The sequence below is a fragment of the Gramella sp. AN32 genome (assembly GCF_023718305.1).
GTDB lineage: Bacteria > Bacteroidota > Bacteroidia > Flavobacteriales > Flavobacteriaceae > Christiangramia > Christiangramia antarctica.
In genome coordinates this window covers 60,967-74,224 of sequence record NZ_QEYO01000001.1, presented here as the reverse complement: position 1 = coordinate 74,224, position 13,258 = coordinate 60,967, and the positions used below count along the sequence as shown (strand labels likewise).

Annotated in this window: 12 protein-coding genes; 2 read left to right on the top strand and 10 right to left on the bottom strand. The window is 38.4% G+C overall.

The window, feature by feature from the left end; genetic code table 11:
- Window positions 1–50: 50 nt before the first annotated feature.
- The 4 genes from DHD80_RS00380 to DHD80_RS00365 form a co-directional block, all read right to left on the bottom strand.
- Window positions 51–857 (bottom strand): RNA methyltransferase, encoded by an 807-nt coding sequence (locus DHD80_RS00380; RefSeq protein WP_251738899.1) that lies wholly within the window; start codon window positions 855–857, stop codon window positions 51–53.
- 73 nt (window positions 858–930) lie between these two features.
- Window positions 931–2,253: an amidohydrolase family protein gene (locus DHD80_RS00375; RefSeq protein ID WP_251738898.1), complete on the bottom strand. Its 1,323-nt coding sequence runs from the start codon at window positions 2,251–2,253 to the stop codon at window positions 931–933.
- Between the two features lie 12 nt (window positions 2,254–2,265).
- Window positions 2,266–5,253, bottom strand: coding sequence for an amidohydrolase family protein (locus tag DHD80_RS00370; RefSeq protein WP_251738897.1), 2,988 nt, complete (start codon window positions 5,251–5,253; stop codon window positions 2,266–2,268).
- A gap of 84 nt (window positions 5,254–5,337) precedes the next feature.
- The gene (locus DHD80_RS00365; protein WP_251738896.1) at window positions 5,338–6,411 is read right to left on the bottom strand and encodes a DUF3810 domain-containing protein; all 1,074 of its coding nucleotides are present in this window, start codon (window positions 6,409–6,411) and stop codon (window positions 5,338–5,340) included.
- Between the two features lie 91 nt (window positions 6,412–6,502).
- Between DHD80_RS00365 and DHD80_RS00360 the strand changes: the two genes are divergently transcribed.
- Window positions 6,503–7,963 carry an aminoacyl-histidine dipeptidase gene (locus tag DHD80_RS00360; protein ID WP_251738895.1) on the top strand — a complete coding sequence of 487 codons (1,461 nt, stop codon included), beginning with the start codon at window positions 6,503–6,505 and terminating at the stop codon, window positions 7,961–7,963.
- 72 nt (window positions 7,964–8,035) lie between these two features.
- On the opposite strand, the gene DHD80_RS00355 is transcribed toward DHD80_RS00360, so the two are convergent.
- From DHD80_RS00355 to DHD80_RS00345, 3 genes are read right to left on the bottom strand one after another with little or no spacing between them, the layout of a single operon-like run.
- Window positions 8,036–9,157 carry a peptidylprolyl isomerase gene (locus tag DHD80_RS00355; RefSeq protein WP_251738894.1) on the bottom strand — a complete coding sequence of 374 codons (1,122 nt, stop codon included), beginning with the start codon at window positions 9,155–9,157 and terminating at the stop codon, window positions 8,036–8,038.
- Window positions 9,158–9,159: 2 nt separating this feature from the next.
- Window positions 9,160–9,720, bottom strand: coding sequence for a gliding motility-associated peptidyl-prolyl isomerase GldI (gene gldI, locus DHD80_RS00350; RefSeq protein WP_251738893.1), 561 nt, complete (start codon window positions 9,718–9,720; stop codon window positions 9,160–9,162).
- A complete protein-coding gene (locus DHD80_RS00345) occupies window positions 9,717–10,733 on the bottom strand; it encodes a bifunctional oligoribonuclease/PAP phosphatase NrnA (protein ID WP_251738892.1) in 1,017 nt (338 codons plus the stop codon). Before DHD80_RS00345 ends, gldI begins: the two co-directional genes overlap by 4 nt.
- 193 nt (window positions 10,734–10,926) lie before the next feature.
- Here DHD80_RS00345 and DHD80_RS00340 point away from each other — a divergent pair, with 193 nt between their 5' ends.
- Complete coding sequence (locus DHD80_RS00340) at window positions 10,927–11,346, top strand: nucleoside-diphosphate kinase (protein ID WP_251738891.1); 420 nt, start codon at window positions 10,927–10,929, stop codon at window positions 11,344–11,346.
- Window positions 11,347–11,400: 54 nt separating this feature from the next.
- Here the strand turns inward: DHD80_RS00340 and DHD80_RS00335 are convergent, their stop codons facing one another.
- The 3 genes from DHD80_RS00335 to recF are packed head-to-tail and all read right to left on the bottom strand — an operon-like array spanning window position 11,401 to window position 13,188.
- Window positions 11,401–11,697 (bottom strand): DUF721 domain-containing protein, encoded by a 297-nt coding sequence (locus DHD80_RS00335; RefSeq protein WP_251738890.1) that lies wholly within the window; start codon window positions 11,695–11,697, stop codon window positions 11,401–11,403.
- Window positions 11,678–12,112: a lipocalin family protein gene (locus DHD80_RS00330; protein WP_251738889.1), complete on the bottom strand. Its 435-nt coding sequence runs from the start codon at window positions 12,110–12,112 to the stop codon at window positions 11,678–11,680. Before DHD80_RS00330 ends, DHD80_RS00335 begins: the two co-directional genes overlap by 20 nt.
- Window positions 12,109–13,188: a DNA replication and repair protein RecF gene (recF, locus tag DHD80_RS00325; RefSeq protein WP_251738888.1), complete on the bottom strand. Its 1,080-nt coding sequence runs from the start codon at window positions 13,186–13,188 to the stop codon at window positions 12,109–12,111. Before recF ends, DHD80_RS00330 begins: the two co-directional genes overlap by 4 nt.
- Window positions 13,189–13,258 lie beyond the last annotated feature (70 nt).

Genomic DNA, 13,258 nt, shown 5'->3' with positions numbered 1-13,258 from the left:
TTTTGTCACATAGAGCGTAGTCCAAATGTGCCAAAAATAATCTATAGATTTCAAATATTTCGTTGTCTTTTTGCTTCAAAAATCAGGATCCCTGCCGCGACCGAAACATTCATGGAATCTATTTCTCCTTCCATGGGAATATGGATATTCTGAGTCGAATTTTCGATCCATTCATTACTCAGTCCGGTAGATTCTGTGCCTACTATAATTGCAGTTGCCCCGGTAAAATCGGTTTTCAGATAATTTTGCGAAGCTTGCAGCGAAGCTGAATAGATTTTAATATTTTTTGAGTTTAAAAAATCAATAATTTCCAGGGTTGAACCTGTACACACCTTGTTGGTAAAAACGCAACCCACACTGCTACGGATAATATTTGGATTATAAAGATCGGTTTTAGGATTTGCAATAATCACCGCGTCCAGGTTGGCAGCATCTGCCGTTCTTAAGATGGCCCCAATATTTCCCGGTTTTTCGGGTGCTTCGGCTACTAAAATCAACGGATTTTTATTTTCGAATTTTAAATCTTCAAGTTTAAATTCATGAATTTTGAAAATGGCCAGCAAACCTTCGGTACTACTCCTGTAAGCTAATTTTTGGTAAACTGCATCGCTTAATTCGGTGATTTCAGCTCCATGCTCCGGGTTTAATTTAGACAGTTCCATCACCGTTTCAAATGCGATCATTTCCGGCACATAATAGATATTGATTGGCTCATACCCGCCTTTAAAGGCAAGTTCAATTTCCCGCCTACCCTCCACTACAAAAGCATTTTCTTTCCGGCGATTCCGGGATTTTTCCTGAAGTTGAAGCACCCATTTCACTTCATTATTCTGCAAGCTGGTAATTTTTTTAAGCATGGGTAAATTTAGCTTTTTTTGAAAAAGAAAAACTCCCGCCAGAGCAGGAGTTTTAATGATTTTCAATCAGTATTTATTCCTTTTTATCTGAATTATCCTGATTTTTATATTTATTGGAATAACGTTTCCATAATTCTGTTTGATGGGTTTCCAGGCTTAATTCACGCCCATCAATAAAAGCATGCGATAAAATGTTAGTTCTCATGTCTAAAGCATCCCCTTCTGAAATAAATAAAGTAGCCGACTTACCCGCCTCTAAACTTCCATAATTTTCATCAATTCCAAGGATTTTTGCGGCATTCAGGGTGATCAATTCCAAAGCATGTTCTTTATCCATTCCTAATGCGGCCACTGTACCGGCGTAAAAGGGTAAATTTCTGGTGTTCATTCTTTCCATTTGTCCGCTGCTTTCCAGGGAAACCATCACTCCGGCATCATCCAGAAGTTTTGCTAATTTATAGGGATAATCATAATCTTCGTCATCCTGATTTGGCAAAGAATGCGGCCTGTTCACCAGCACCGGAATATTATTTTCCTTTAATTGACGGGCCGCGCCAAGCGCATGATACCCGCCCACGATCACAAAATGATTGATATTTTGTTCTTTTTTAAACTGAATAGCATCCAGAATTTCTTTTTCACCATCTACATGTACAAAGACTTTCTTTTTCCCCTCAAAAACAGGTCGCATCGCATCATAGGCAAGGTTGGTGTAATCACTGCCAGATAAATAAGCTTTGGAAGACGCAAAGAAATCTGATAATTTTTGAATATCTGAAGTATAATCATCATTAGCTTTTAACCCGCGTTCTTCACCGGCCCACCATCTTCCCCTTCTATAAGAATTTGGCCAGTTAATATGCAAGGCATCGTCTTCTTTCACCACCGCATCTTCCCAATTCCAGGCATCAAATTGCACCACGGAAGAGGTACCGGAAATCAAACCTCCACGAGGGACAATCTGACCTAAAAGTACTCCATTGGGCCGCATAGATTCTACAATTTTGCTTTCAGCATTGTAGGCAATCAAACTACGGATATTAGGCAAAATTTCACCAATTTCATCTTCATCATCAGTAGGTTTTACTGCATCGATTTCTACCAAACCAAGAGTAGAATTTGGAGCAATGATTCCGGGATACACATGTTTGCCTTTTGCCTGGATAATTTTTCCGGGGTATTGCATTTTAGTGCTGGTCACCGGTTGTATTCGTGAAATTTTTCCGTCCTCAAGAATGATCAGGCTGTTTTCCATAACTTCCCCATTTCCAAGGTGAGCTGTTGCCCCAACGATCGTGATCGCTTCAGTTTGAGCTGGTGCCGGAGTTTGCTGGGCAACCCCGCTTTTTATTCCGAATAAAATAATTATGAGACTCGTTATATTTTTAAATTTCATCTTATCTAAATTTTAGTGTACCTCTTCTAATAGGTTACAGTGAACCTTTTGCTCTTCCTTCTTCTTAACCGGCTGGGTTTTTACGCCGCTGTTCTTCGCTTTCAGCATATCACTAATTAGCTCGTTGCGTTCTTTCTTAATTTCTTCACGCATTGCTTTATCTTTTTCAATATCAAAATAAACCACCCCTTCAATCATCGTCTTTTCCGGAATCGCGTAAATAGAAAGAGGATGGTTGTTCCAAAGGACAAGATCAGCCTGTTTTCCGGTTTTTATACTTCCTACCAGATCATCAACATGCAAAAGTTTCGCGGGATTGATAGTCACCATTTTCCACGCATCTTCTTCGCTCATTCCACCATATTTAATGCTTTTCGCGGCTTCCTGATTGAGCCTTCTACTCATTTCCCCATCATCACTATTAATTGCTACCGTGATGCCCACTTCGTTCATGATCGAGGCGTTATAAGGAATGGCATCATTCACTTCATATTTATAAGCCCACCAGTCTGAAAATGTAGAAGCACCCACACCATGTTCTTTCATGATATCTGCAACTTTATACCCTTCCAGAATATGCGTAAAAGTGTTGATATTAAACCCGAATTTTTCGGCCACTTTCATCAGCATATTTATCTCACTCTGAATGTAAGAATGTGAACTTACAAAACGATCTCCATTCATGATCTCTACCAATGTTTCCATTTCAAGATCTTTTCTGAAGTCCTTATCTCCGTTATTTTTCTTTTTTTCATAGGTTTTAGCCCTGCTGAAATAATCGGTGAAAACCTGCTCGACCCCCATTCGTGTTTGCGGAAATCTTACCCCGCCGCCCCAATTCGCCTGCTTTACATTCTCACCTAAGGCGAACTTAATAAAAGGAGGAGCCTGTTCGAAGATCATATTTTCAGGAGTTTCACCCCACTTTAATTTTAAAATGGCTGAACGACCACCGATTGGATTTGCTGATCCATGCAATAACTGAATCGTAGTCACCCCGCCGGCAAGATCCCTGTAAATACCCATATCTGAAGGATCGATCACATCTTCCATTTGCACTTCCGCGGAAGAATTCTGTCCGGCTTCATTGATTGCAGATGCGGCAAGGTGTGAATGTTCATCAATAATCCCTGCGGTCAAATGTTTCCCGGTTGCATCGATCACTTTTGCCCCACCGGCATTAAGATCTTTTCCCACTTTCGATATCATGCCATTTTTGACCAACACATCGGTATTTTCCAATACACCATCATCTTCACTGGTCCATACGGTCGCATTTTTGAATAACACATTTTCCTGTTTGGGCAGTTGTTTAAATCCGTAAGCAGAATTTGGAAAGGTGACAGGCAATATTTCAGGTTTTTCCTTATCCTTTTTTTCTTCCTCTTCTTTATCCTTTTTCTCTGCGGTATCAGATTTTGCTTTTTTGGTCGCGGTAAAGCTGGTTTCAGAACCATCAGGCATGAATGCTTTTCCGGAAATATTTTCTGAAAGATCCGGGACGTGTGCCACCAATCGAATAAATTCAGTTTTAGTGCTATCTGGAGAAGATATTAAAAGGTTCATCCAGTTATCAGAAAAACTGATCTTTGTACCTAATTTTTTATCATCTGTCTTCACTTCAGCTTTTGGAGAAGAAGGTTCTCCGGTAATGCTAAGTTCATAAGATTCACCTTTAAGATTCAAATCATATTCACCGGTAATATTGGTCACATCCATGTTACTCAACACTTTCTTTTTCCCCTGCACCCAATTTTCATAAAGTGTGGTTTCTTTTTCGAAATAATCCCCGGAAGTGATAATAAAGTTCGCCCAGGCACCGGTCTTTATCGCTCCCAGTTCAGCAGATTTTCCTATAGTTTTCGCCGGGACCGTCGTTAACGCGGCAAGGGCATCTTCTTTGCTTAAACCATATTCGATTGCTTTTAAAAGGTTGGTTTTAAAATCTTTTTCAGCATCAAGAGAATGGGTGGTTAAGGTAAAAGGAATAGCCTTTTCCGCAAGCATCTTTAAGTTTGCCGGTGCCTGGTTCCATTGTTTCATTTCCGCAAGACTGATATATTCAGCCATATACGGGTTTTCTACATCATAAGCATCTGGAAATTTTAGGGGGACGATATAGGTTGCGCCGGAGCTTTTTACTTTATCCAGCCGCTGATATTCATTTCCGCTTCCAAGAATTACATACTGGATGCCAAATTCATCCCCAACCTTATCGGCTCTAAACTCGTCCAGAAGATTGTCTGTGGCAAAAATTTGAAGCAGATTTTTATTTTTATTCAATGCTTCCAGGGCGAGATCTTTATTATCGGCATTTCCATTGGCATACCATTGCGCATCCATATAGGTTTGGCGAAGCAAGGCCATCGCACCCATAATAGAAGTAGGGTAGGACTGTCTCGAAAGCACACTTTTATCAAAAGACAAATATTGGCCAGATCGTTCATTTAAGATCCGGTCGCCTTCCATAGCATCCGGAGTTAGTGCTACCAGCATCCCGGAGCCACGAATAATACCATCCGGAACATGGGTGTTTACCACTCCAAAACCAGCTTTTTGCAATTTTTCAGCTTCTTTATCATCAAAATTGAAATTGGAAATCGCGTCGATATCAGGACGAATATGATCGTTCCAATAAAAACCTTCTCTACTGGCATCATATTGAGGAGAACTTCCGCCTTCAGCACGTTTTAATTTTTCAATTCCAAAATCTGAATATAGATCGATAAATGAAGGATACACTTCCTTTCCTTCCAGATCGATCACAATACTATTTTCTGGAACATTGATATTTTTTCCTACGGCTTTAATTTTACCATTCTGAATAGAAAACATCCCGCTTTCAATCACCGTTTGGGGATCTACATGGATCCGGGCATTTTTGAAAACGGTAAAATTGGTATTAGGATTGGTAACACCATCGTTTTTCGGGAAATATTCCTGTGCATTTAACTGAAAAAGGCAGCAGAAAATCCCCAAAATCAACAATTTTAATCTCATAAATTCTGATGATTTTGAATAATAAATAGGCTTGAAATTTTTAAGAGCTTTAAAGTAATAAAAATTGGAGGATCTAAGGCAAACTTAGAGGTTATTCCCATCCTCACCGTAATAATTTACCAGAAGCGCCACTACGTAACTGTAACTTTTCAAACCATCGGCCTGATTATTTGCTTTCAGATATTGATGATACGTAAGCTGAAACAGTGGTTCAAAAGGATTTTGATGTTTGAGCCAGAATTCATGCACTTCCCGATAATTCTCTAAAATCCCGGGATTTATGGTTTTTTTTACTTCCTGAAATTTTTCCTGGTCGCGCAAATACAATTCACTTAAACAATAATTCAACGCAAACGTAAATCCGGAATACCGGAAATAAGGGTCGGGATGATTTAAGGTAGCCAGGCAGGCGATGAAATTGGCCTCATTCTCTTTGGCAAAACCTAACTGATGCCCAATTTCATGAGATGCCGTCGTAGGGATTTTATAAGGAACGATAATGGAGTTTACCTGAGCTTCGTTGGTTAAAGGGTTCAAATAGCCATTGAAACCCATATAGCTTAAAGGTATACTGTAAAGGGATCTTTTTAGGGCCTCACTTCGATATTCAAGTTCGGGGAAATCATTTTTCAAAGCTAAGTAACCGTCAATGGTTTTGTTGAAAAGGTCATTTTTAGAAAATTCAAATGCTACTTTAACTGAATCATTTTCAGCTAATTCATCATGTAATGTATTGGACTTTTCAATAAGTCTTTGCGTAAGTGAAATAAGTTGCTCCATAGTATAATCATTTTCAATCTCCAGACTTTGGTGCAGCGGGAGGCGATAATAATTAAAACCCCAAAAAAGATTAAAACAGAAATAAATAATAGAAAGCGAGGCAAGCGCGTCTACCAGCCATATTTTTGGATTTCTAAATCGCTGTTTAATGCGGCGCACCACCCAAAATATCAATGAAATAATTAAAGCAGCGTATAAAAAATCACCCAGGGAAAAAGGCAGAAAACCTAAGGTAAAACGCATCGCCCTGGAAATATAAGGGTAAATTCCCAGGGAATAATAAATCTCCACAAACTGCGGGAAACCAGACAGTATTTTGATAAAAATGATCTGTAACGGAAGCAGGATAGCGAGAAAGAGGGTGGACTTTTTTAGCACAAAATTGGTTTAGAATGAATTAAAGCTTTTCAAATTTAAGGGAATCGTGCAAATCCAATACCTTTGTGGGAATTAAAAAATGAAAAGTTAGATGAATGAAGCTATCAGGGCATTAGAGCCTAGAGAATTATGGAATAAATTCGCCGATCTTAACGCAGTACCCAGACCTTCAAAAAAGGAGGAAAGGGTGATCAATTTTATAAAAGAATTCGGGAAAAATCTTAACCTGAAGACTAAAGTTGATGCTGTGGGAAATGTGGTGATCAAAAAGCCTGCAACCAGGGGACTGGAAGATCGTAAAACCGTGGTTTTACAAGCGCATCTGGACATGGTTCATCAAAAGAATAACGATACTCAATTTGATTTTGAGTCCCAGGGCATAGAGATGAAAATTGAGGGGGACTGGGTAAAAGCGAAAGGAACCACTCTGGGAGCCGATAATGGCCTTGGGGTGGCCACGATGATGGCAATTCTGGAAAGCGATACTTTGGAGCATCCCGCTTTGGAATGTTTGTTTACGATAGACGAGGAAACCGGGATGACCGGCGCGAAAAATTTGGATCCCGGTATCCTTGAAGGTAAAATCTTATTAAACCTGGACACCGAAGAAGATGATGAAATAGGAATTGGTTGTGCCGGCGGGGTAGATGTTACGGCCACCCAGGATTATAAAGAAGAGAATTTACGGGAAGGATATACTGCATTTCAATTAAAACTGAAAGGTTTACAGGGAGGACATTCAGGGATGGAGATTATCAAAGGCTTGGGGAATGCCAATAAGCTGATGAACCGTTTGCTTTTTGACCTGCCGGAAAGTTTTGAAATGAAAATCTCAGAAATAAATGGTGGCGGATTACGAAATGCCATTCCCAGGGAAAGCCAGGTGGTCCTGGCTATGAAGAATTCTGAAGTAGATGCGTTTAAAAGTGAAATTCAAAAGAGGACTTCAGCGATTGCTGGAGAATATTCTTCTTTGGAGCCAAACTTACATGTTGAAATTGAAACTACGCAGCTTCCGGAAAAAGTGTTCCCAATAGATTTTCAGCAGCAATTATTGAGCGCCATAGAGGCTGCCCATAATGGTGTATTTCGAATGAGCCCGCAAATTGAAGGTTTGGTAGAAACCTCAAATAATGTAGCTAATGTAAGAGTGAAAAACGGAAAAGCGGTTATTAATTGTCTTACCAGGAGTTCAGTAGAATCTTCCAGAAATAACCTTTCAAATTCTTTAAAAGCGGTTTTTAATCTGGCTGGTTTTAAGGTGGAACTATCTGGGGAATATCCGGGATGGGCTCCAGACAAAGATTCAGATATATTGAAAGTACTGGACAAATTATACCAGGAAATAAATGGTGAAAAGGCACATATCGCTGCCTGTCATGCCGGCCTGGAGTGTGGGATTATTGGTAGTCACTATCCAGAAATGGATATGATTTCTTTTGGACCCACCATCAAAGGAGCTCATTCTCCAGATGAAAGAGCGTCGATTTCTTCAGTCCAGAAATACTGGAAATTTGTGATCGAAGTCCTAAAAAATATTCCGAAGAATTAAATTTTTAACTGATTGAATTAAACAAGAAACCCGGCCATGACCGGGTTTTTTTTATTTTGCGGATACAGATGATTATTCAGCGATATCTACAAGTTCCATTCTAAAGATCAGGTTGGTGTTTGGCGGAATACTGCCATAACCATTGGTGCCGTAAGCTAATTCGCTTGGAATGAAAACAACAACCTTGTCTCCAACTTTCATTTGTTGAATAGCATCCCTAAAACCCTGGATCATGGGAGCATCCGGGCCATAAGCCACAGAAATTGGTTGATATCCCATTCCCTGCTCACGCCTGTGGTCATACATATTATTTTCTTTGGCGACATCTATCATGTTGGAGTCAAACAAAGTTCCATCTTCAAAATAGCCGGCATAGTTGATTAAAACCTGTTGCCCTATTTTAGGTTGTTCGCCTTCACCTTTTTGTTCGTAATAGATTTTTAGGCCACTATCTAGTGAATCTGCCTTCAACTTGATTTCTTCAAATTTTGTCTTAGTTCCCGAAGCCATGGCAGCGATTTTTTCCTGCTCTGCTTTTTGGTCATCCTCTATCTTTTTTAAACTGGATTCCATTTTGGCAGGAGCATCAAAATTTTTGGCAGCTTTACCTTTCCGGATAATATTGATCTCGTTAATCGTAACATCTTTTGTTGGTTTATCGCGAGGGCCGGTCTCTACCTTCCCAATAGCTTCAAGAACATCCATACCCTTTACTAATTTCCCAAAAACCGTATGTTTATTATCGAGTTGTTTCACCGGGGCAAGGGTGATAAAAAACTGACTTCCATTTGTTCCCGGACCTGCATTGGCCATAGATAGAATCCCTTTAGAGTCATGACTTAAAGAATCCTGAAACTCATCCGGAAATTTATAACCGGGCCCACCGCTCCCCGTCCCGGTAGGATCCCCGCCCTGGATCATAAATCCGTCTATAATACGGTGAAAGATCAAGCCGTTATAGTATGGTTTTCCTCCATAGGAACTATCGGCCATTTTATTATTTCCTTCAGCAAGGGATACAAAGTTTCCTACGGTTAATGGCGTTTCTTCAAAATAAAGTTCGGCAATCATTGGTCCCATAGAGGTGTTGATCTCAGCATAAAGCCCATCCTCTAAATCGGGATAATCTTCTTTGCATGAGGAGAACAACCCGGATATGATTGCTATAAATAAAAAAATATTCTGTGTTTTCATTGTTAATTAGTGATTTGGTTATCGTTTTCTTTTTTTATATCGAGTAGGGTTACTTTTACATTGAGCGGCAGATTGGTGCCAATTTTTTTCTTATCACCATAATAACCATAAGCTTTATGAGACGGGAACAAAAATGTTAGGGTTTCTCCTTCCTTCATTAATTTTAAACCCTGGCGCAAACCGGTGAATAGTTTCTCTTTGTCTATAGCATATTCCCGGGTAGGAATTTCTCCTTCAGCATATATGGGATCACCTTCAATAGAAGCGATGGAATAATCGAATACGACCACATCACCAAATTCGGGTGTTTCCGTATTTAAACTATCGGTATTTTTGTTGTTATAATAGTACCAAAATCCATCTTCAGAATTTAGATATTCATTGCTGGAATCGGCCTGAATAATTTCCTGGATTTCTTCCTCTTCTTCCGCGATCATTTTTTTATTCAAAGCAACGGACTCATCTATATAAGATCCGGTTTTTTGGGAGACAGGATAACGCGCTTCAGGTGATTTACAGGCCTGAATTGCTAAAAATAGAAGAAGTAAAACTCTTATTTTCATGATGTTAATTCTTCACGATACTGTGGTAAGATCTCATTGAACTTTTGAATGGTTTCTTTTAAGGAAAGGTCACTTTTCCCACCCGCAGCGTTTATATGGCCGCCACCTTCAAAATGAGCACGCGCAAATTTATTTACATTAAAATCACCTTTTGATCTAAAAGACATTTTCACGAGGTCCTCATTTTCTTTTTCAATAAAGATCACTGCGAAAATGATGTCTTTTAAAGAAAGTCCATAATTCACAAAACCTTCAGTATCGCCTTTTCTAAAATGATGATTTTGAAGTTCCTCCTGGGTGAGACTGATATAGGCTGTTTTAAGCTCATAATTCACTCGAAGATTTTTAAGGGCAGTTCCCAATAATTGTAATTGATTTTCTGAAAAGGTATCAAAGACATTATTGTGGATCGTGCTATTTAAAGCGCCTTTGTCGATAAGATCAGCTACGACACGGTGTGTATCTGCAGAAGTTGAACTAAATCTAAAAGAACCGGTATCGGTCATGATCCCTGTATAAAGACAGGTAGCAATTGCGGGTGTGATTTTTTTGGCCGCCCTAAGTTTTACGATGAAATTATAAACCATTTCACAGGTAGAACTCATTTCTGCATTGCTATATACATAATGTGCATAATCTGAAGGTTCCTGATGATGATCTATCATGACAAAAACTGCCTTAGAATTTATCAAGGGTTGTTGCAAATCTCCACATCTGGATAAATTGTTGAAATCGAGGGTAAAGATGATCTCTGCTTCAGCAATTAACTCATGCGACTTTTCTTTCTCATTTTCATAAATAATCACTTCACCATTTCCCGGCAACCATTTTAAAAATTCCGGATAATCATTGGGAACGATCACATGCGCATTATGACCTTTATCTTTAAGAAAATGCATGAGACCTAAACTTGAGCCAATGGCGTCACCATCGGGTCCTTTATGTGGTACGATCACGATATTTTCTGCCTTAGCAAGTTCAGAGGTGATCTCGAGTATTCTTGTATCAATCATATCAGTCGATAAATATACGATTATTTAAAACCTGCAAAATTATGGAGGCTGAAATTTTCCTGGTTTTATGAATAAATCCACCTAAAATCTTAAACCCTATTTTGTTGATTTACAGATTAGCTACATTATTTATTATATGTCTTGTATATGCATAAGAATTATTTATTTTTGCACGAAATTTAAAAACCATACGATGGCAGAAAATAGAACTTTTACCATGATTAAGCCAGATGCAGTTGAAAGCGGGCATATTGGAGCAATCTTAGAGCAAATATCAGCTTCTGGATTTAAAATCGTGGCGATGAAACTTACACAAATGACCCAGCATGACGCTGAAACTTTTTATGCAGTACATAAAGAACGTCCGTTTTTTGGGGAATTAGTAGAATTTATGACTCGCGGACCAATCGTTGCGGCTATTCTTGAAAAAGAAAATGCAGTGGAAGATTTTAGGACATTGATAGGAGCAACAAATCCTACAGATGCAGCTGATGGAACGATTAGAAAGAAATACGCCAAAAATGTTGGGGAGAATGCTGTACATGGAAGTGACAGTAACGAAAATGCGAAAATTGAAGGAGATTTTCATTTTGCGGGAAGAGAACAATTCTAACCTGATCGATAATATTAAAAAAAGGGTGATCGAATATTCGGTCACCCTTTTTTTTTATCTTAGAATTAATTTATTTATCAGTTGTTTTCCCATTTCCTCATTCAGGATTTTGATGATCTTTTCCTTACCGTAGCTTAGTTCTTCCCTTAACACCGAGGAAGAAAGTTCTACATACAAAATACCATTTTTCAATTTGAGGGACGTGGTATATTTTTTAATAGCAGGTCCCATTTGTTGTTCCCAAACATCCTTTACCTTTACCTGATCGAGTCCTTTATCGAGCTTATTTTCATCTACGAAACTCTTCAGGAGATCGCCAAGTTTCATTTCTTCATTCTTTCTTTTTCTCATCACCAAGGTTTAATAGGGGTTCAAAACGTTTATAATAATAAATTTTTCCTTCTTTGTTTTTTGTGACCAACACATCAGGCGAGGTTTCCAGAATTTCTTCTTCCCATGTATTAAATGGAGTGGAATATTGAAAAAATAATTGCTCACCTCTTATGTCAATTTTTATATTTTCTTCGGAATTTGTCTTCAGGAAACCTCCATCCAGTTTGGGTTGTAGTTTTTTTCTGAATCCAAGAGAGTCCTTAATTTCAATAAAATCGACATACTGGCTTAATCCAAATTCTACCACGGAATCTTTTTCAACTTCTACTTTTTCAATTTGCCAGTAGCCGTCTATATACTGAAGCATTTCTTCCGGGGAATTTTTTCCGCAGGAAATAAAGAGGAACAGTAGAAGTAACGAAATTCTTTTCACAATTTAAAGATTTTATAAGACTGATTGCTGGTTTTTACCACTTTCTCGGTTCTGTCGGCATGCGTGTCACTTAGGAAAATTTGTCCCAATTGATTGGTGGCGACCAAAGCGACAATATGCGCCACCCGGTGTTCATCGAGTTTATCAAAAATATCATCCAGTAATAAAATAGGATTTACTTTGCTAATCCTCTTTATAAAATCGAATTGAGCAAGCTTCAGGGCAATTAAAAATGATTTTTGCTGGCCCTGGGAACCAAATTTTTTAATGGGATGCCCCGTAATTTCAAAACTTAGATCATCTTTGTGAATTCCTACAGAAGTGTACTGTAAAGCCATATCTTTCTGCAGGTTTTCTTCAAGTAAATTTGCCAGATCCCTATCAAATAACTGACTCTTATATTGAATTTCCACATTTTCTTTATTATTGGTTATTTCAGAATAACGCTTGTTGAAAATGGGAATAAATTCTTCTAAAAAATGCTTTCTTTTTTCAAAAAGATCCTGACCTAAACTGGTCATCTGGAAATTATAAACTTCCAGCGTATCACGATCAAAAGTATTATTCGCTGCAAAATATTTCAGCAAAGAATTTCTTTGGGAAACGATTTTGGTGTACTTCAGTAAATTATTTAAATACTGCTGGTCGCTTTGTGAAATCACGCCGTCCATAAATTTCCTGCGCGTTTCAGAACCTTCGATTATGAGATCGCGATCTGCCGGGGAAATGATGACGGTGGGAATAAAACCAATATGATCACTTACTTTTTCGTATGCTTTATTATTTCTTTTTATAATCTTTTTCTGACCTTTCTTGGCACTTACCAGGATTTTTTCCGTTTTATCATTTTTCTCAAATTCACCTTCCACGACAAAAAAATCGGCGTTATGATTAATATTTTGCGAAGTGATTGGGTTGAAATAACTTTTTCCGAAGGAAATGTGATAAATACTGTCTAAAACATTCGTCTTTCCAATCCCATTATTGCCAACAATGCAGTTTATTTTTTCATCAAAATCGAATTCCTCTGCGTTGAGGTTTTTGTAATTAATTAAGTTAAGATGTTTTAAATGCATAAATTGCTGTTTTTCAGCATATAAAATATATAAATTGGAATGGAATGGTAAGTTCCAAAAGGATACGAAA

Excerpts from the sequence above, each read along its gene's own strand:
- gldI (WP_251738893.1), bottom strand. The coding sequence starts at position 9,720 with ATGAAAATAAGAGTTTTACTTCTTCTATTTTTAGCAATTCAGGCCTGT.
- DHD80_RS00360 (WP_251738895.1), top strand. The coding sequence starts at position 6,503 with ATGAATGAAGCTATCAGGGCATTAGAGCCTAGAGAATTATGGAATAAA.
- DHD80_RS00340 (WP_251738891.1), top strand. The coding sequence starts at position 10,927 with ATGGCAGAAAATAGAACTTTTACCATGATTAAGCCAGATGCAGTTGAA.
- DHD80_RS00345 (WP_251738892.1), bottom strand. The coding sequence starts at position 10,733 with ATGATTGATACAAGAATACTCGAGATCACCTCTGAACTTGCTAAGGCA.
- DHD80_RS00370 (WP_251738897.1), bottom strand. The coding sequence starts at position 5,253 with ATGAGATTAAAATTGTTGATTTTGGGGATTTTCTGCTGCCTTTTTCAG.
- DHD80_RS00375 (WP_251738898.1), bottom strand. The coding sequence starts at position 2,253 with ATGAAATTTAAAAATATAACGAGTCTCATAATTATTTTATTCGGAATA.
- DHD80_RS00355 (WP_251738894.1), bottom strand. The coding sequence starts at position 9,157 with ATGAAAACACAGAATATTTTTTTATTTATAGCAATCATATCCGGGTTG.
- DHD80_RS00335 (WP_251738890.1), bottom strand. The coding sequence starts at position 11,697 with ATGAGAAAAAGAAAGAATGAAGAAATGAAACTTGGCGATCTCCTGAAG.
- DHD80_RS00380 (WP_251738899.1), bottom strand. The coding sequence starts at position 857 with ATGCTTAAAAAAATTACCAGCTTGCAGAATAATGAAGTGAAATGGGTG.
- recF (WP_251738888.1), bottom strand. The coding sequence starts at position 13,188 with ATGCATTTAAAACATCTTAACTTAATTAATTACAAAAACCTCAACGCA.